At 58.6% G+C, this 17,231-nt stretch carries 16 protein-coding genes; 7 read left to right on the top strand and 9 right to left on the bottom strand.

The genetic code is table 11. From position 1 onward, the window contains the following. Window positions 1-66: 66 nt before the first annotated feature. On the bottom strand, window positions 67-1,122 hold the full coding sequence (locus ACP_RS15240) for an FRG domain-containing protein (RefSeq protein ID WP_041839638.1): 1,056 nt from the start codon (window positions 1,120-1,122) through the stop codon (window positions 67-69). A gap of 44 nt (window positions 1,123-1,166) precedes the next feature. Beyond that, window positions 1,167-1,769, bottom strand: coding sequence for a hypothetical protein (locus ACP_RS15235; protein WP_148215180.1), 603 nt, complete (start codon window positions 1,767-1,769; stop codon window positions 1,167-1,169). Between the two features lie 310 nt (window positions 1,770-2,079). On the opposite strand from ACP_RS15235, the gene ACP_RS18865 reads away from it, so the two are divergent. The 3 genes from ACP_RS18865 to ACP_RS15220 all read left to right on the top strand — a co-directional run bounded on the left by ACP_RS18865 (window position 2,080) and on the right by ACP_RS15220 (window position 3,414). Continuing rightward, window positions 2,080-2,604, top strand: a complete 525-nt coding sequence (locus ACP_RS18865) for an NIPSNAP family protein (protein ID WP_420794749.1) — start codon at window positions 2,080-2,082, stop codon at window positions 2,602-2,604. 229 nt (window positions 2,605-2,833) lie between these two features. Further along, window positions 2,834-3,103 carry a ribbon-helix-helix domain-containing protein gene (locus tag ACP_RS15225; RefSeq protein ID WP_015898246.1) on the top strand — a complete coding sequence of 90 codons (270 nt, stop codon included), beginning with the start codon at window positions 2,834-2,836 and terminating at the stop codon, window positions 3,101-3,103. After that, entirely contained in the window at window positions 3,100-3,414 is a 315-nt protein-coding gene (locus tag ACP_RS15220) for a type II toxin-antitoxin system RelE/ParE family toxin (protein ID WP_015898245.1), read from the top strand. The genes ACP_RS15225 and ACP_RS15220 overlap by 4 nt, the downstream gene beginning before the upstream one ends. Before the next feature lie 431 nt (window positions 3,415-3,845). On the opposite strand, the gene ACP_RS15215 is transcribed toward ACP_RS15220, so the two are convergent. From ACP_RS15215 to ACP_RS15205, 4 genes are all read right to left on the bottom strand, one after another. Then, window positions 3,846-4,406: a hypothetical protein gene (locus tag ACP_RS15215; RefSeq protein ID WP_015898244.1), complete on the bottom strand. Its 561-nt coding sequence runs from the start codon at window positions 4,404-4,406 to the stop codon at window positions 3,846-3,848. A 17-nt stretch (window positions 4,407-4,423) separates the two neighbouring features. Next, complete coding sequence (locus ACP_RS15210; protein ID WP_041839636.1) at window positions 4,424-5,185, bottom strand: hypothetical protein; 762 nt, start codon at window positions 5,183-5,185, stop codon at window positions 4,424-4,426. Between the two features lie 32 nt (window positions 5,186-5,217). Beyond that, window positions 5,218-5,382 (bottom strand): hypothetical protein, encoded by a 165-nt coding sequence (locus ACP_RS18400; protein ID WP_169305993.1) that lies wholly within the window; start codon window positions 5,380-5,382, stop codon window positions 5,218-5,220. A gap of 239 nt (window positions 5,383-5,621) precedes the next feature. Beyond that, window positions 5,622-6,260, bottom strand: a complete 639-nt coding sequence (locus tag ACP_RS15205; RefSeq protein WP_015898242.1) for an SOS response-associated peptidase — start codon at window positions 6,258-6,260, stop codon at window positions 5,622-5,624. A gap of 135 nt (window positions 6,261-6,395) precedes the next feature. Here ACP_RS15205 and ACP_RS15200 point away from each other — a divergent pair, with 135 nt between their 5' ends. Genes ACP_RS15200 through ACP_RS15190 form a run of 3 tightly spaced genes read left to right on the top strand, consistent with a single transcriptional unit; the run spans window position 6,396 to window position 12,164 of the window. Continuing rightward, the gene (locus ACP_RS15200; protein WP_015898241.1) at window positions 6,396-7,433 is read left to right on the top strand and encodes a P-loop NTPase family protein; all 1,038 of its coding nucleotides are present in this window, start codon (window positions 6,396-6,398) and stop codon (window positions 7,431-7,433) included. Further along, window positions 7,430-8,956 (top strand): DNA polymerase Y family protein, encoded by a 1,527-nt coding sequence (locus ACP_RS15195; protein WP_015898240.1) that lies wholly within the window; start codon window positions 7,430-7,432, stop codon window positions 8,954-8,956. The genes ACP_RS15200 and ACP_RS15195 overlap by 4 nt, the downstream gene beginning before the upstream one ends. After that, window positions 8,949-12,164: a DNA polymerase III subunit alpha gene (locus ACP_RS15190; RefSeq protein WP_015898239.1), complete on the top strand. Its 3,216-nt coding sequence runs from the start codon at window positions 8,949-8,951 to the stop codon at window positions 12,162-12,164. Before ACP_RS15195 ends, ACP_RS15190 begins: the two co-directional genes overlap by 8 nt. 190 nt (window positions 12,165-12,354) lie before the next feature. On the opposite strand, the gene ACP_RS15185 is transcribed toward ACP_RS15190, so the two are convergent. From ACP_RS15185 to ACP_RS15175, 3 genes are all read right to left on the bottom strand, one after another. Further along, a complete protein-coding gene (locus tag ACP_RS15185) occupies window positions 12,355-13,944 on the bottom strand; it encodes a ParB/RepB/Spo0J family partition protein (RefSeq protein ID WP_015898238.1) in 1,590 nt (529 codons plus the stop codon). Between the two features lie 84 nt (window positions 13,945-14,028). Further along, window positions 14,029-14,442, bottom strand: coding sequence for a DUF6908 domain-containing protein (locus ACP_RS15180; protein ID WP_015898237.1), 414 nt, complete (start codon window positions 14,440-14,442; stop codon window positions 14,029-14,031). Then, window positions 14,442-15,413, bottom strand: coding sequence for an ArdC family protein (locus tag ACP_RS15175; RefSeq protein ID WP_015898236.1), 972 nt, complete (start codon window positions 15,411-15,413; stop codon window positions 14,442-14,444). The genes ACP_RS15180 and ACP_RS15175 overlap by 1 nt, the downstream gene beginning before the upstream one ends. Window positions 15,414-15,856: 443 nt before the next feature. Here ACP_RS15175 and ACP_RS15170 point away from each other — a divergent pair, with 443 nt between their 5' ends. Further along, on the top strand, window positions 15,857-16,918 hold the full coding sequence (locus ACP_RS15170; protein ID WP_015896448.1) for an IS110 family RNA-guided transposase: 1,062 nt from the start codon (window positions 15,857-15,859) through the stop codon (window positions 16,916-16,918). Window positions 16,919-17,231: the final 313 nt, after the last annotated feature.

The raw sequence follows: 17,231 nt of genomic DNA, 5'->3' as shown, positions 1-17,231 counted from the left end.
TTCGGGACCTAACCGAGTCGAAGACCCTCGCAGACCTACTTCAGTCCCGTCCCAGACAGCGCCGGACTAAGCTTGTTCGCCACGCACCTTGTGGAAATGCTTCCATGAGATGAAATCCGCCAGTCCCGCAAGATCAGGGAACAGGGTTCGCCGAGAAACGCCGAGCTGAGCGAGGTCCCGTAGAAGGCCATCAACGTCCGTCACGTTCAGCCTGACCTGCTCTACGCGAAGTTCCTCTAGTCCCTTACAGTCGTCCAATTGCTCCAGCCGAATCTTCTCGTCCAGGAGGTCCTGCGCCCGCCCAAAAATAACGAAGCGCCCTTCTTGAGACGCGACACGCGGGTGGAGGGCGGGCGGTTCGATGGGCATTGCATGAACGGGCAACAATGCTTGCGAATCACCCATCTTGTCAGCCAGTGATTTCAGAGGCGGGATGTATCGTGTCGCGTCTTCGGACCACGCCAGGATTGGACTGCTCCACTCGCTACTCAGACAGTCGGCAAGCCAGTAGGCGTCCACCATCCAGACGCAGATCATGGGCGAGGACGGTTCCTGACTGGCTTTCAAACGCTCGACCTCGTCGCGATACCGCTCCGCGGCAAAAAAGAGAGCGGCGAGCGCGTTTGTGGTCCAATCGAGCAACCGTGTCGGCAAGCCGTGATGCTGCATCAAGAAGTACCAATCGGTGTCTTCCTTTGCATGGTTGGCCTGGTTCAGCAGATGCCCAAAGCTAGTGAAATCAATCCTAAGCTCATGCTCTAACGCGAATAGTTCCTGGAAGAGGTTGTCTTGAAACTCATCCGTGGAAGGTTGTGGACTACCCTCATTTTTCCGCAAATACTTCCAAGTGCCTTCGCGGTAGAGGCCGGGCCGGAGACCATGCGTGACATCCCGTTGTCCTCGAAACCACACCTGTCCAACGATGCGCACTGGATTGAGAACATCCTGCTCATCGAATTCTCTGTCTTTCCAATCCTCATGCTCCCAGCGCGCAGAGGTTGCGTGGATGTGAGAGATGAACTCTCCCAAGGTCGTCAACGGTTCCTTTGCGCCCTTTGCCGCAAGATGCTCTCTGATTGTGAGCAGGCGATGTTTTGTGTTCGATACCGCCACTTCGTTCATTTTCGGGAACCTTTCGAGAGTAATTCTAACGGGCAATTAGCTTTTTAGAGCACCCGTTGCAGTACCTGACAGAGCAGATAGCACGCGGCGTCGCAGAGAAGGAGCGCATAGTTGACCGTCTCGGTGTTCTGGGTGAGGCTTACCCGTTTGGTGAAGTCCACTGGATGCTTCTTGTCAGCCGCAGCCGAGCGAAGGTCCGCACCATGCGCGAGCTTGTTCCTGAGTACGAAAAGCGGAATTGCGATCTCCTCGACCGTGAGGGTCGGCGCGTCAGTCTTCGCGTGCCAGTTTGGAAACACAAGCGTCCCCGGCCCAAGGCAGTCGCACAGCTTTTTCTTGAATGCCTCTTTACCGCGGCTGTCGAAGATGGCCTCTAGGCCGGTGACCCACAAGAGTCCGGCGATATACGGGTGAAAGTGCTCCAGCCCAAGTTGCAGCAGACTGAGCGCATTCTTGTGTTCGACGTTGCCGCCGTCCATCACGGGCTGGATGCGGTCGATCATGGCGGGCACTCGCGCAAGCATCGCATCGTCGAACTTGTTCATCATCGCCCACTGTCCCGGCTGCATCGGCGGTCTCCGCTCGATCTCCTGGTGCCTGTAGATAAAGCCAAGCGTCTGAATAGGCTTGATGACCTGAATCGCCATGAGCGCCGCATAGAAGCGATCCGAGCCACGCTGCCTGGCCGTCTCCGTATCGTAATCAGGTGGCCACTGTGGATACCGCACCGAAGATAACGTGAGGCTTTGGCCTCTTCTTCCCTCTCCCCGCTGCCCTGTACCCAATCCCAGCGATGAGCAAGCAGCTGATCGTTAGGACGTATCAGTGAGAGACCGTCACTCAATAGGATGCAATCGTCGCCGCCTTTTGCAATGCCTAAAAGCGCGGTGTGAACGGTGTCAATGGCCAAGGCAGCAAAACCTTCTTCCCGCTCTCGCGGACGCCGGAGGATTGAATATGCGAGCATTTTACGCTCAGGGCTGGAAATGTAGACGAGGCCCCACGCCTCGATTAGTCCTGATAAACGCCGTTAGCGGAAGCTATGAGGAATCGCAGACGATAAGCCGACTTCTCGTTCCCTATGCCAGACTTGAAGGTCAAGGGAGGAGCGCAATGGAAGATAGTCAGCCAGTGACCTGTCAAATTCGGTACACGCTCGATGTCACACAACTTGCCGCTTTTGAAAGCTACGCACGCACCTGGATGTCGCTCATCGAACGATACGGTGGTACCCATCATGGATATTTCGTCCCGAGGGCTAGTCCAGACGAGGTTGGCGCGAGCTTCCCGGGACTAGGCTACGATGGCCCAACAGACATTGCCATTGCCATGTTCACGTTCCCTGACGAAGAGAGTTACCGGCTTTATCGCAATGAGGTCGCAACCGACCCAGAGTGTATAAAGGCCGCCGCTCTTGTGCGAGAGTCTAGCTGCTTCACACGATACGAGCGTCTTTTCCTTCAGCCCGTAATCAGAGCATGAGTGTCCTGAAAATTGGGAAACGATCACTCCTCATAAACGCCGTTGTAGTCACCTTGACGCATAGTCGCCTATGGTGACTTGTGCCCGCCCCGGTCAGAGAGGAATCGCGCAGGCGGACGAGCGCCAAATCGCCAACGCACTCATTGAGCCCACGCCGGACCAACCACAGTAAAAGATCGACTCCATACTGCGCCTGTCAGATAATAAGAGCACAGGGAGGTGGCCGCTCATGACCATCCAACTCAAGCCGGAATTGGAAGCGCTGATTCGCCAGGACGTGCTGCGCGGGCCCTATCGGAGCATCGATGAGTTCGTCGAGCGCGCCGTCAGCCAGCTTCATGAGCAGGAGACCTGGATTGCAGCGTACCGCGATGAGCTTCACCGCAAGATTGAAGAGGGCTGGCAGGCCGCCGAGCGCGGAGAAATGAGCACGGAGCAGGACGTTCAGGCCCGCATGGAAGCGCGTAAGAAAGAATGGCTTGAACAGCGCTCCGCATGAGCCGCTATGTCGTCACCGCGCCGGCGGAAGAAGACCTCTTTGAAATCTGGTCCTACATCGCTTCCGATAGCGTAGACGTTGCCAATCGTGTAGAGGCGGAGATTTACGCAGCCTGCCGGTTTCTTGCAATTCATCCGCTCGCCGGGCATCTCCGCACCGACCTCACTCGCCGCCCGGTACGATTCTGGGCATTGCCGCGATACTCGAACTATCTGATCGTCTACGATCCCAGCTCTGAGCCCCTGCGCATCCTCCGCCTCCTGCATGGAGCGCGAGACGCCAGCCGGGAACTCCGCACGGAAGAGCACTGAAAAGCCGGCCCATGCGACGAGCTGGCAGAGGGTCTTCGCGTAGATTGTGGGCAGGTCCGCAGAAGGACCAAGCCGAGGCTATTTCGCGCTCGCCTTTTTCGCTTTTGCCCAGCGCTTGATCTGCGCCTGCCGAATCCGTTCCCGGGCTTCGGGACTGAGATTCCGCTTAGCGGCCTTTACTGGCCGCTTCCCTGCCCGCTTTTGCTTGCCAGCAGTTCCCGCTCCAGCAGTGAGTAAATTCCGGACTTCCTCCAGTCGCGCGATCTCCGCATCAATCTCCGCAATCAGGTCAGGTGTATTAATGGGTCGTCATGCTCCAGGGAAAATGAAAATCCCCATCATAGTAAATCGTCCACGAGGAAGTTGAAGCCCCTCCTTCGCTCTCAAGAACACGGGCAGGCAGCGGCTTTCGGGAGATTAAGAAGGAGCGGTTAGATCGACGCCGCGAGAGCGGGGTATAAGCCAGAGTGGCTGGTCTCATAGAGAGCAAGCAGCCGTTGTCGCATCAAGTAGTATGCTGACGCAACTTCGTGCACCTCGAATGGCACATTGAACCAATACCGCTTCGGCAAGAAGCGCATCACGGCCGGCCTCGTATGGAGTTGGATATGGCGCACAGCACGATGAAGCTTCAGCGCGTCCCGCCGCATTCTCTCTCCGACAATAACGCCTTCCTCGAAATTCCATCGCTGCGTGTAGGCCGCCAGAGCCAACATGATGTCCGCATTAGCGCGCATTCTCTTCAAGCCTTCCCAACCGCCAACCAGGCTCCAGATTTCGTCAGGCTCTAGTTTCAGTTGATCGCGGCTTGGCTCAAGAAAATCTCGGGCCACAAGGCTCAATCCCGTCTGGTTCACTGGTTGCAGCTTCGCAACAATGTCCTTCCATTCCATACGAGCGCTGTGGCCCGCAGAAAAGTAAGAAACACCTGTCTTGACGATCAGCACGGAGGAAGCACCAAGGATCAGGACGATAGGCTGTGCGGAATGCATTTCAACTCAGTCCAGCGTTAAATTTCGTGCTTTTCAAGATCGTACTCTACGCGGTTATGCAGGGCAATGATATATTCCTGTAATTCCGGAGATAGAGGACGGCGTTCCGGTTCAGCCCGCCACATCTGCACAATCCAGTAGATCAATGCACCAATATAGACCAACTGATGAAGATAGACTAAGGGCGAGAAATACTTTGAGCGACCGAAGTAACCATGCAGCGCCTCGGAGGCGAGAGAAACGATGATCCACGCGCCAAAACCCTGTGCGACCGCCAGGACGTGATTTCGCCAGCCGAGCCCCATTTTTCTGGCCGTCGAGCTGATGAGTAGAAACAGTTCGCAGATCAGAAACGCTGCAAACAGATTCCCCTTCATTTCCAGGCGCTCAAGCCCGTGGGTTCCTGGCGGGACCAACCACCATGTGAGCCCAGCCGCAAGCAGCAGTCCGCCAGCACCTCCAATGAGGAATTGCCGGCGCGCGTCCCGCATCCAGGTCCCGGTCGGCTTCATAACAATCCGCGCTACTTCAAATACAATCCCGAGCTGGAACGCAAAATCGATAAGCGCTCCAGCCCAGTAAAGCCGCGCATACCAGAGGTGTGAATGATGCGAATAAAGAGCATAAAGGATGGGAGTCTCCATGGCGTGGAAGGCGATGTATCCACTAAAGACAGGAAACTCCCGCCATCTCCGCCGAACCAGCAGAACAATCAAGAGGGCGACGTGTCCCACGAAGCTCCCCACCCAGATCAGCTCTGCTACTCTTGAAAGATTCATCCCACCCTTACTCGCCTAATCACTCTGTTTTATTAAAGTCCAAAAACAGAGAGAACGGTGCTCACGATCACGGTAGAGTACGAAGCGAACGTCAATTGCGGCGGTGGATCGCCTCCACCGACGGTGGCATAAACCGGCATCGTTCCAATTAAGAGCAATAATGCAGCGGTAACGACAAAACGACGTGACTTGTTCATAGCAAGGATCTCCTTTAGTGCGCCGAGAGCGCACTTTTAGCCTAGCGGTCCTATGCCCCGTCGTCCTAATGAAATGTCCCTGTCCTCCCTGGGGGGCATCTGCCGTTGAGTTGCGATTGCACACCGATAACGATACCTGCCCTCCTGGAACGAGATTTCCAGTAACGGAAACGTGAGGTCGATTCCTGAGTTACCAAGGCCCCGAAGGGGCTCGTTCGTAGAGGATGAACCTGAGCGAATCAAAATAGCCTGGTCTGCTCGGGAACCTTCGGGGCGGGAGTTACAAGCTTCGCGCGCGTCTTCTGCGCAGGCAGAATGCGAAGCAAGTGAAGCGGCGGCCTTTCTGTGATTGCCAGATATTCCGCGTAATCCCGTGGCTCCAGAAACGTCGTCATGCGGTCATGAATCGGTGCCACGATTTCATTGGGCTCGCCGGTGAGGATGGCAAACGTCCGCTCCCACTGTTCTGTCTTCGGGTTCTTCCAAAGCTTCCAGACGCCGGCCATTCCAAGGGGTTCCTGACCGGGGATCGCAATCTCGTACTTCGGCTTCTTCTTGCCCTTGTCGGCCGGGCCAGACTCGAAGACCGCGTCGGCAGGCACAATGCAGCGCCGCTCAAGAAACGACTCGCTCCAGAACTTCGAGCTGTCGATGCCCTCGGAGCGCGCATTGAAGAGCAGTCGATCCGGCAGCTTGAAGCCCCAGCGCATGAGTTCCAACTGGCGCTCCCCATCGTCGTTGCGAAAGACGACCGGCTGCAGGGAGCCCGGCGAGATATCTTCCTCCGGTTCGAGACACAGATCTTCGAGCCCCATCCCGACTTCAAAGGCCTCGGCAATGCGCTGTTTGTCAGACCGGCGGCGGTAACGGCCACACACAATAGCACCCCGGCCTCAAAAATAATTAAAACGCGCGTCATCAGCAAGTTGCCCCAAGCCCATGCACATTCCCCGGTGCAGAGCCCGTTGACAGAGACTCCCGCCAGCAGGAGAAGATAAGGCGAAGACGCTGCCATGCCCTCCGCCTCTACTCTTCGCCAACAGATTGAAAGTGCGCTGGCACACCGCATCCCGTCTGCGCTGACGCCCGCGCCGCGAGTGATCCGCCCTATGATCCCAACGGGCGTCGCCGAGATGGACGCCATGCTCGACGGCGGCCTACCCGTTGGGGCGATGACCGAGATGGCCGGCCCGGAGACCAGTGGCCGCACGGCGTTGGCGCTTTCCTTTCTGCGCTCCCTGACGGATACCGGAAGAGCCTGCGCATGGATCGATGTCTCGGACACCTTTGACCCCGAATCTGCCGCGGCTGTGGGTGTCGATCTTGCCCGTGTGCTGTGGGTGCGTTGCGGCGTTCCCAAAGCTGCGATGAAACCTTCCCGTGAGCTCCAGTTTTCGTTGCCAGAGAAATACCTGATTGCTGCATCCACCAAGAAGGGAGTGCATGGTGGAGGCTGTGGCGGCCATCCACGCAAGGAAGTGAAGGGACTCGCGGGGGCTGTTCATGAATTGCTTCGTCCAGAGACTTTCGCACCGCGTTGCGCCGAACCGCAACGCAGAGTGCGAACGGAGCGGGAAGCATTTCTGCCGCAGCCGCAGACATCTCCAGCCCCTGCCAACACGCGCTCTCACTCCGGCAAACCCTGGACACGCATCGAGCAAGCTCTGCGCGCGACAGACCTGATCCTGCAGGCGGGAGGCTTCAGCACCATTGTTCTCGATATGGGGAGCATCGCCCCGGAGCATACCTCGCGTGTGCCACTGGCGACATGGTTTCGCTATCGCGCAGCGGCAGAACGAGCCCAGTCGAGCTTCCTGTTACTGACACAGCATCCATGTGCCAAAAGCAGCAGCGAGCTGCTGCTCAAATTCCTGCCGGGCGAAGCACGCCACGATGAGGCCACCGTATTCACAGGCCTCGCGCATCGCGTGGAAGTGGAGCGCCAACGTTTTACGCAGCCTCCGTCGAACGTCGTTGCCCTTCGCAAAACACCACAGCGCGCAAACGCCACCCTATGGAAAAGCCAAACCCCATGGGCAGGTGCACGATGAGCAGGACTGCCGAAATCTATGCGTGCCTTTGTGTGCGTGAGTTCCCAACGCAGGCTTTACTGCGTCTGAGGCCGCAGTTGCGCAACCAGCCGTGCGTGGTCATGGAGGGCGAGCCTCCGCTTGAGCAGGTGTGTTCCCTTACCCGGAAAGCGCGCATTCTCGGCTTGCTGCCCGGCATGACGCAGGTGGAGGTGGACACCTTTTCCGGAGTCACGGTGCTGCAGCGCTCCCGGAAGGAAGAGATCACCACGAGCGAGGCACTGCTCGAATGCGCTGGCAGCTTTTCGCCGCGTGTCGAAGAGGTCAGCTACCGGCATTCTTTTGTGTGCGTGGTCGATATTGCTGGCACGCAAGAATTGTTTGGGCCGCCGAACAAGCTCGCGCAGAATCTGCTGACGCGCGTAAGCGCCTTGGGAATCGCGGCCTGCGTCGGCGTGAGCAGCAACTTTCATGCGTCGATTGCGGTGGCCAGGGCGCCGTTAGCCCTTTCCGTGCGGGTCATCCCGCCAGGCGAGGAGGGCGCAGCGCTGGCCGCGTTGCCCCTCACGGTACTCAATCTCAGCGAACAACAGGCGGAGACATTCTCCTCATGGGGGATTCGCAACCTGGGCATGCTGGCCGCACTGCCGGAGCGCGAACTCATCTCCCGGCTCGGGCAACCTGGCAAGCATCTACGCCAGTTGGCACGCGGCGAAGCGCCGCACCTGTTTCTGCCAGTCGAACCGGAATTTACGTTGCATGAGCGGATGGAGCTCGACTCCCCTGTCGCAGTGCTCGATGCCTTGATGTTCGTGGCGAACCTGATGCTCGAACAATTGATCGTGCGGGCAACGGCACGCGTGCTGGCGCTGGCTGCGGTTACGGTCGCGCTCACCCTCGAAGGGGGAGCTTCCTGTCTCCGAACTATCCGTCCGGCATTGCCTACGAACGACCGCCCTCTCTGGATCAAGCTGCTACATCTCGACCTCGAAGCTCATCCTCCACAGGCAGCGGTTCTTGCCATCAGACTTGAGGCTGAACCCGGCAGCACCAGCCAGGTGCAAATGGGATTGTTTTCTCCTCAATTGCCGGAGCCATCGCGGCTGGATGTTACACTCGCGCGTATCCGCTCTATCGTCGGCGACGAAAATGTAGGCCGCGCGGTGGTGGCCGACACGCACCGGCCGGACGGCTTTCGCCTCGAACCATTTGGGCTCGACGCCTTCGAGAATTCCTCCGCGCAGTCGAAGGTACCTTCCACAACAACGCTGCGGTCTGCCTTGCGGAGGCTGCGGCCGCCAGAGTCTGTCTCCGTAACGTTGCAGGGTGCGCGCCCGGAGGCCTTCTTCTTCCGGCAGCAACGCTATCGGGTGGAGCATGCTTATGGTCCGTGGCTCACGACAGGTGAATGGTGGAGCGCGGCTTCATGGGGCTACGAACAATGGGATCTCGTCGCCCGCAATCCTTCCGGCACTACACTGTGCGGATGCCTGATGCGTGACCTGCTGCGCAACCAATGGCAGATGGCAGGGCTGTATGACTGATCGATATGTCGAACTGCACGCGGCCAGCGCCTTCAGCTTTCTGCAGGCCGCATCGCAACCGGAGAAGCTGACGGACCGCGCTGCGGAGATAGCCATGCCCGCGTTAGCGTTGCTCGACCATAACGGCCTCTACGGCGCGGCGCGATTTCATACTGCAGCACAGCGCAACAACATCCGCGCACACATCGGAGCGGAGATCGCCGTATCGAGCTTCGGGCCGCGATGGCTGCCTCCTGCATGGCTGCCGCACCAGTGCAAAAGTGAACCCACGCGCATCCCGCTGCTCTGCGAATCGCGCGAAGGCTACCAGAATCTCTGTCAGCTCATCACGCGGTTCAAAATGCGCGAAGAGACAAAAGAAAGCGGGGCTGCAACCTTCGACGATCTGAGCGAGTATGCCTCGGGTCTCGTGTGTCTCACCGGCGGCGATGAAGGACCGCTGGCGGCGGCGCTCTCAAGCGGAGGCGAAGCCGCGGGCCGGGAGGCAGTAGAAGAACTCACCCGCATCTTCGGTCGTGGAAGTGTATACGTCGAACTGCAGCGCCACCAGGACCGCGAGGAAGAGTGGCGCAACCAGGCTGCCCTCCGCATCGCGCGATCCCTCAATCTGCCGGTCATCGCCACCAATGGGGTCCGGCACGCCACACCTTATGAGCGCGAGGTACTCGATCTTTTCACGGCCATTCGCAATCATATCGAACTCGATCAGGCAGGCCGCCTTCTGGCTACGAACAGTCAGCGCCACCTCCGCACAGCCAGTGAGATGACAGCGCTCTTCCGCGACATACCCGGAGCCGTCGAAAACACTCTCGTACTCTCCTCGCGTCTGGGCTTTCAACTCCATGATCTCGGATACGAGTTTCCCCGTTACCCAGTGCCAGACGGAGATACCATGGACAGTTTTCTCCGCAAGCGCGTGGAGGAAGGTGTGCTGCGGCGCTATGCTCCGAAGAATGACCGCGGTCTGATGGAGCGGGCGAAGAAGCAGGTGGAACACGAGTTGACGCTGATTGCGAAACTTGGATTCGCCGGATACTTTCTTATCGTCTGGGACATCATTCGCTTCTGTCAGCAGCATGACATCCTGGTGCAGGGCCGCGGGAGCGCTGCGAATTCCGTCGTTTGCTACTGCCTTGAAATCACGGCTGTCGATCCTGTGGGAATGGACCTTCTCTTCGAGCGATTCCTATCGGAGAGCCGCAACGAATGGCCGGACATCGATCTCGATCTTCCTTCAGAAGAGAAACGCGAGCAGGCCATTCAGTATGTCTACCGGCGTTACGGAGAACTCGGCACGGCAATGTGCGCGAATGTCATCACGTATCGCGAAAAATCCGCAGCTCGTGAAACCGGCAAAGCACTCGGCTTCGACGAGGAGACGCTGGGCCGATTGTCGAGCCTTGCCGGGCAGTGGGAATGGCGCGGCAATACCGATACGATGGCGCACACCTTTCACCATGCCGGCTTCGATATCCGCCACGCACGTATCGCCAAATATATTGAACTCTCGATGCGCATTCAGGACCTGCCCCGCCACCTTGGGCAGCACTCCGGCGGCATGGTCATCTGCCAGGGGCATCTCAACAAGGTTGTCCCGCTGGAACGTGCCTCGATGGCGAATCGCCATGTGGTGCAGTGGGACAAAGAGGACTGCGCCGATCTCGGCATCATCAAGGTAGACCTGTTGGGCCTGGGCATGATGGCTGTCCTTCACGATTGCCTGGAATTGATTCCCCGGCATTATGGCAACAAGGTGGATCTCGCGCAGTTGCCGCAGGACGACGAAGTCTACCGGGTGGTCCAGAGGGCCGATACCGTAGGGATGTTTCAGATCGAGAGCCGCGCACAGATGGCTTCCCTGCCGCGCAATTGCCCACGCAAGTTCTATGACCTCGTCGTGCAGGTCGCCATCATCCGGCCGGGGCCGATTGTCGGGCAGATGATGCATCCATACATGCGGCGGCGGCAAGGGAAGGAGGCGGTCACCTATCCCCATCCATCCCTCGTACCTGTTCTGGAGCGCACGCTCGGAGTGCCGCTCTTTCAGGAACAGTTACTGAGGATCGCCATGACCGTGGCTGATTTCTCCGGCGCGGAAGCCGACGAACTACGCCGCGCCGTGGGCATGCGGCGCTCGTGGGAGCGCATGAAGAATCTCGAAGGCAACCTACGGGCGGGAATGACGCGCAATGGCATCGACGAGAGGACTCAGGACACCATCGTCCAGCAAATCAGCTCCTTCGCTCTCTACGGATTTCCTGAATCGCACGCAGCCAGCTTCGCCCTCATCGCTTATGCTTCGGCCTACCTCAAGGTGAAATACCTCGCCGCCTTCACCGCGGCCATTCTTAACAACCAGCCCATGGGCTTCTACAGCCCCGCCGTGCTGGTCAAGGATGCGCAGCGGCACGGCCTGCGCGTGAAGCCCATCGACGTACAGGTCTCAGAATGGCGTTGCACCGTGGAGCACGAAAGCGATGGAGGGCTCGCTCTGCGGATCGGACTCGGATATGCCAGACAGTTGAAGAGAGAATCCGCAGAAGCGCTGGTAAGATCGCGGCTGCAAGATGGCCCCTTCCGCTCAGTGGAAGACGTTGCCCAGCGTGTTCCCTTCCTGAACCGGAAGGAACTGAAGCGGCTCGCGGAGATCGGCGCGCTCAACCAACTTCAGGGAATCGAGCATCGCCGCGATGCACTCTGGCAAATCGAGCGCGCTGGCAAACTGGAAGGGCCATTACTGGCAAATGCCGAGTCGCTGCGTGAGGATTCCGAAGCGCGGCCCTTACAGCAGATGAATGTCGAAGAACGCCTGGTGGCCGACTATGCCGGAACAGGCCTCACCGTCGGCCGGCACCCCATGCACTACCGGCGCGCGGAGTTGCGCCGGGCCAATATCCTTTCCGCGCAAGACCTACGTCAACGCCGCGATGGAGAGTATGTCCGCGTCGCCGGCTGCATCATCGCACGGCAAAGGCCCGGCACCGCCAAAGGATTCATCTTCATCTCGATGGAGGACGAGACCGGCATCTGCAATGTTATCGTCACTCCTGATCTCTACGACCGTGACCGCCTGGTCGTCACACGCAGCAAGTTCTTACTGGTTGAAGGCCCTCTACAGAATCAGGACAGCGTCATACACATCAAAGCAACGCGCCTGACTTCCCTGACGGACTTCGCCCTGGATGTGAGCTCGCATGATTTTCACTGATTATTTGCAGTATTTAACGACAAACGCGTTCTCGCGATTGAAAATCAGGCGAGGATCGCGAGCCGGGGTCTTTGCTGCCCGTCGGGTGGGTGAGGATGGCCCGGCGAGGTAGCGCCGGCACATTCCAGGGCGGGAAGACGGGCAAAGAAAGGACCTGCCCGCAGGCAGGTCCAAATGTGCTAATCCGCATCTATGCGGCGGCTTTCTTCGCGGGCTTTGCTTTCCCCTGTGTGGCTTTCTTGCCCTTCTCTTTGGCGGCGAACTCCTGCTTCACCTTGGCCGTGATGGCGTCGGTGTCCACCTTGTACGTGTTGGCGGCATCCCGAAGCACTGTTGCAACATTGGTCCGTGATGCGGCTAGCAGGATGGCCGTTTCCACCAGAAGCCGGGAGAGCGTTCCCTCGTCGGCTCGGCGCATGAAGGCCCCAAGGGTTTTTGCGATGCCTCCTTCGTCCCGCTTCTGCCGGATGCCGTGCTGCCGCGCCAGCATGGCAAGGCGGTTTTCATCCATGAGACTGGTTAGCTTCTCAAGGATGAAGAGCAGGTCACGCTTCATCAATCGAACGGGTACAGCATCGCCCACAGCGGACAGGACGCGGAGGCCAGTGGCATTTGCGATGGCTTGCTCCCGGCGCTGCTTCTCCTGTTCGGCCTTCCACTTCTCGTCGCGGCTGGTTTGCCGTGTCGGATGATGGATGGGACAAGCGGGATTGGTGCAGACCTTATGAATGGTGCCGACATCGCTGCCTTCGGTGACGATGGCTTCGGTGGCGAACTTGCACACCTTGAACTCGGGCCGCTTGGCTTCGTCGTTCGATTTCGGCTTGTCGTTCCGAATTGCAGTGTACTTGTTCCGTGGCAGGACACTGCTGCCGTCTTTCTGTGCGCCGTAGGCGGTGCTGATTTGCACCAGTTCAGGCTTCGCGGCGACAGTCGCGGCCACGTGGGCCTGTACTTTGGCCTGATAGCAGCTGGGGTCCGTGCAGCGGTCCCCTTGCTTGCCAAGGTCATCGCCAAACAGCAGCTTGTTGTGGCCGGTACGCTTGGGACACTCCGCGCAACTTCCAGCCGTCGGCACGAGTTGCGGATCGCGTTTGTTGAATGGCGCGTCTTTCAAAACGAGCAGGATGTTCGCGTCAATCCAGAATTGCAGGTTGCGGACAGGCAGCAGGATACGGGCTGGCTTCTGGCTGTTGCCGTTGTAAACCTCTTTGAAACATGCCGAGAGAGCTTGTTTCTGCTGGTCGGCAGGCAGCTTCGCCAGTAACAGGGCATGGCCTACGCCGATTTCACCGGCATAGAAGGCTTCGACTGCGGCTGGTGTGAGGTCAGTCAGTTTCAGTCTCGAAGCCACGAATCCGGGCGACTTGCCCACCTTCGCCGCGATTTGCTCGATGCTATATTTGGGCTCTTCCAGTGCGAGCAGAGCGCGGAAGCCCTGCGCCTCTTCCATTGGGTGAATTTCGGAGCGAATCAGGTTCTCGACAAGCTGCGCCTCCAGTGCTTCGGCATCGCTCATCTGCCGGATGCGGACGGGTACGGTATCCTGTCCGGCGATTTGTGCGGCACGGTAACGCCGTTCGCCGAAGACGATTTCGAAGCCATTCTCGGTGAGAGGCCGCACCAGCAGAGGCGATAGAACGCCCTGGGCGCGAATGCTCTCGGCTAGTTCCTTGAGCGCTGCATCCTCGAAGGTGCGGCGCGGGTTGGTCCTCGACGGATTCAATAGGAACAGCGGGACGTTGCGGTATTCGGTGGCATTGATGACTTGGGTTTCCATGATGGTCTGCTCCTTTCGAGCGGTTGCAGGTGAAAGACACGGAGCGGATGGACTCACCGGTATCCGCTCCACAGTGGGAGCGGACTAGCCGCGAATCGACTTGTCCGTGAATGCTTCCAGAAAGCCTTGCGCCTTGAGATTGTGGTCCCACAGCGCAGCAAATTGTTCATGTTCACGGTGGAGCAGTGTGTGAACGCCATACTGCCCATCGCGGAGAAAACGCGACCATTGCTCCATACCGGCGTAGTCGTTGCGGTAGTAGAAGGCTGACAGGCGCGGGCTTTTCGCTGTCTCCAGTTCGAAACACATCTCCGGGTCGCGCATGAGGTCGCCGTTCTGCTCGCCGTAGTGCGCGACGGACACGGCGGGAAGTCCCTGCGGTCCCGGCTCCGGTGTCGCCTCAATGACCAAGGCCATGTAAGGCGGATTCTCGATTTTGAGGTAGAGCGTGGGCCGGTAGCCTCCGGCCCGCTCAAGGATGCGAAGTATGGTCTGCATCAGGCCACCTCCGCGATGGGTTCCTGCACCTCGGAAGCCGCGTCCTGGCTGCCGGACGATTCCGCGTGAACGGCTCCGAGAATGACAGCGGAGGCCCGCTGCACGACTTCAAGGCTTTCGGCCAGTAGTGCCGCATTGCCCGCGTACATCTGGATGTAATCGGACGACGCACGGCCCATTTCAAGGCCGATGGCCTGTCCTACGATGAAGGCCACCGCCTCGGCCTCTGTCTCCCGCACCGTGGCGGTGGTCATCGTGCGGCGTTCGGTCTTATGCAGAAGCTCATGCGCGACTTCATGAACCAGTGTCACGAACTCCTCTGCCTTCGACTGGCCGGGTAGCAGGGCGATTTTTCCGCCGTAGCTCACGCCGAGCGCGGGCGCGATGTTCTCGTTGTATTCAAGGGCGATATTCTGCTGTTCCAGAAAGGCAATGAGTCCATCCCGGTGGCTGCCCACATCGCCGGTGACGTTGTGCTCGAACTCGGGCAGGTCTGCTCCTTCGGTCTGTGCCACATCGAAGACGTACACAGCACGAAAGCCAATCAGTACCGGGCGCGGCTTCTCGTCCGTCTCCTGCTGCTGGTCGTTCTTCCTGCGCCGATGGCCGACAATGGGGGCGAGAATCTGGATACCTTTCTCGCCCTTCTTGACGAACCGGCCCAACTCCTTCCACGTCGAAAATCCGGCGACGCGGGTCGCCGTCGGGCGCTGCCGTGCAATGGCGAGAATGTTCCCGAAAGAATAGGAATGGAACCGGGCCATTGCGGTGAGGTAAGCGGTCAGTGTTTCGCTCTTGCCTGCCTCAAGCTGCTGGAGTAAGAAATCCACGGCCTGCTTGATGAGTTGCTGCGTGGGGTTGTCCTTCTGTGTGGTGCGCTGCTGGTAGCGCGATTCGCTCTGGTTGCCGAGCGCCGCATTTTTCCTGTGCGGCGCGGTGGTTGCGGCTGTGCTGCTGGATGCGTAAGGCATGGTGTGTACTCTCCTCTGTGCCCGCGTGGGGCGGAATCTGAAGGAGGGCATTTGCCTCAAACCAAATTTCTTTGTTTGAGTGCCCCCGCTTCATGGCTCTTGCGGCTCGGCAGGGGCGAGGAGGGTTCGGTCAAGATGACATGAGAAGCCGAAGCTTGGATTGCGGCGACACGGTGAGATTCTCGTCGCCAACGGTTACGAATCAAGGACTCGGATAATGGCTTCTTATGTCAGTGCCGCCGCAGGCGCCGCGTGAGCGGTCGGAGCGAAGCGCAGAGCCTTGACGGGTTCCGACCGGCTCTGCCATAACGCCGCATGAAGCGGGGGCACTTGAACGAAGAAGAAAATTGGGCTACTTCCTTATTGCTGAACGCTTATACGCACGTGGACGGAGACAAAACGTAAGCTGCAATTATCGCGCTGTTGCGCACAGGAGGTTCGGAATGAATAGAGTGATAGGGATTGACCTCGGAGACAAGAAGAGCCATTACTGCGTATTGGGTGAAGGCGGAGTTGTCGTCGAGGAAGGAACTGTTGTTAGTACGCCAGCCGCATTCAACGAGCACTTCGGGGTGCTGACATCATCTCTGATTGCCATGGAAGTGGGAGTTCATTCCCGCTGGGCCAGTCGTGTGTTGCGGGAACTCGGTCACGAGGTAGTCGTGGCAAATCCGGTGCGTCTGAGACTGATCCACAAGAGCAGCAAAAAGAGTGATCGAGTAGATGCGTGCGCTCTGGCGCGTCTGGTGAGGGTCGATCCCGAGTTACTCGGTCCAGTTGAGCATCGCAGCGACGAAGACCAGAGCATGTTGGCGGTTTTGCGGGTACGAGATTTGCTGGTGCGCACGCGGACGAGACTGATTAACTGTGCACGCGGCTTGGTGAAGCCCACCGGAACCAGATTGCCGAGTTGTTCCCCAGTGAGCTTCGCCAATCGTGCAAGGCCGGCGGTACCGTCGGATTTGCTGCTGGCGCTCGATCCGCTTCTTGATCAGATCCAAAGCCTGACGAACTTGATCAAACGCTACGATCGTAAGATTGCCAGAATCGCGGAGACGAGTTATCCGGCAACCCAGCATTTAGAGCAGATTCGAGGCGTGGGGCCGCTGACCGCGCTCGGTTTTGTACTGACCATTGGACGCAGCAGTCGTATGGTTCACAGCCGCAATGCGGGAGCATATTTTGGACTTAGACCTCGGTGCTACCAATCAGGGGAAAGCAATCCGCAATTGGGAATCAGCAAAGAGGGGGATGGATTCATGCGGCGAATGCTGGTGCAGTCCGCACAGTACATCCTGGGTCCGTTCGGTCCGGACACGGATCTGCGGCGATGGGGCGAACGCTTGATCGCTCGAGGCGGCCGGGGAGCAAGAAGTCGTGCGGTTGTGGCCGTTGCCCGCAAACTCGCTGTTCTTCTGCATCACTTGTGGGTCACAGGCGAGGTCTATGATCCGCTGTATAACAGCAGGATCAAGCAACGCGCTCTGGAACCAGTCTCTGCATAACGTTGTTTGTAAGGTACGAAATCGTCGAAACCGGAAACGAATGACTGCGGGCGCGCCCTGGCATCACAGAGAGGAGCTCTCCTCCTGTAGACCGAAGTCAAGGTAGCAGCATTCGCCAGTATGACAAGGTGCACCGGACCGCATGGTCCATTTCAGAGTGCGGATGGAAGGCTGGCGGGCGAAATCTACCAACGTAAGGCTACAGCGGCTGCTTTTCTTTTTTGCTGGGTGATCTGTGTAGTGCGTTGCGCAGAACCCGTCAAGGGTTCGCTTCGCCGCGCAACAAACACGCGCCCCTGACGGAACCTACGCA

Source organism: Acidobacterium capsulatum ATCC 51196, from assembly GCF_000022565.1.
GTDB lineage: Bacteria > Acidobacteriota > Terriglobia > Terriglobales > Acidobacteriaceae > Acidobacterium > Acidobacterium capsulatum.
This window is presented reverse-complemented; position numbering and strand designations above follow the sequence as displayed.

What these genes read in the sequence shown, in the direction of transcription:
- ACP_RS15190 (WP_015898239.1), top strand. Translation starts at nt 8,949, where the DNA reads ATGACTGATCGATATGTCGAACTGCACGCGGCCAGCGCCTTCAGCTTT.
- ACP_RS15185 (WP_015898238.1), bottom strand. Translation starts at nt 13,944, where the DNA reads ATGGAAACCCAAGTCATCAATGCCACCGAATACCGCAACGTCCCGCTG.
- ACP_RS15180 (WP_015898237.1), bottom strand. Translation starts at nt 14,442, where the DNA reads ATGCAGACCATACTTCGCATCCTTGAGCGGGCCGGAGGCTACCGGCCC.
- ACP_RS15210 (WP_041839636.1), bottom strand. Translation starts at nt 5,185, where the DNA reads ATGAATCTTTCAAGAGTAGCAGAGCTGATCTGGGTGGGGAGCTTCGTG.
- ACP_RS15175 (WP_015898236.1), bottom strand. Translation starts at nt 15,413, where the DNA reads ATGCCTTACGCATCCAGCAGCACAGCCGCAACCACCGCGCCGCACAGG.
- ACP_RS15225 (WP_015898246.1), top strand. Translation starts at nt 2,834, where the DNA reads ATGACCATCCAACTCAAGCCGGAATTGGAAGCGCTGATTCGCCAGGAC.
- ACP_RS15240 (WP_041839638.1), bottom strand. Translation starts at nt 1,122, where the DNA reads ATGAACGAAGTGGCGGTATCGAACACAAAACATCGCCTGCTCACAATC.
- ACP_RS15200 (WP_015898241.1), top strand. Translation starts at nt 6,396, where the DNA reads ATGCCCTCCGCCTCTACTCTTCGCCAACAGATTGAAAGTGCGCTGGCA.
- ACP_RS15195 (WP_015898240.1), top strand. Translation starts at nt 7,430, where the DNA reads ATGAGCAGGACTGCCGAAATCTATGCGTGCCTTTGTGTGCGTGAGTTC.
- ACP_RS15170 (WP_015896448.1), top strand. Translation starts at nt 15,857, where the DNA reads ATGAATAGAGTGATAGGGATTGACCTCGGAGACAAGAAGAGCCATTAC.
- ACP_RS18400 (WP_169305993.1), bottom strand. Translation starts at nt 5,382, where the DNA reads ATGAACAAGTCACGTCGTTTTGTCGTTACCGCTGCATTATTGCTCTTA.
- ACP_RS15215 (WP_015898244.1), bottom strand. Translation starts at nt 4,406, where the DNA reads ATGCATTCCGCACAGCCTATCGTCCTGATCCTTGGTGCTTCCTCCGTG.
- ACP_RS15220 (WP_015898245.1), top strand. Translation starts at nt 3,100, where the DNA reads ATGAGCCGCTATGTCGTCACCGCGCCGGCGGAAGAAGACCTCTTTGAA.
- ACP_RS15235 (WP_148215180.1), bottom strand. Translation starts at nt 1,769, where the DNA reads ATGGCGATTCAGGTCATCAAGCCTATTCAGACGCTTGGCTTTATCTAC.
- ACP_RS18865 (WP_420794749.1), top strand. Translation starts at nt 2,080, where the DNA reads ATGCGAGCATTTTACGCTCAGGGCTGGAAATGTAGACGAGGCCCCACG.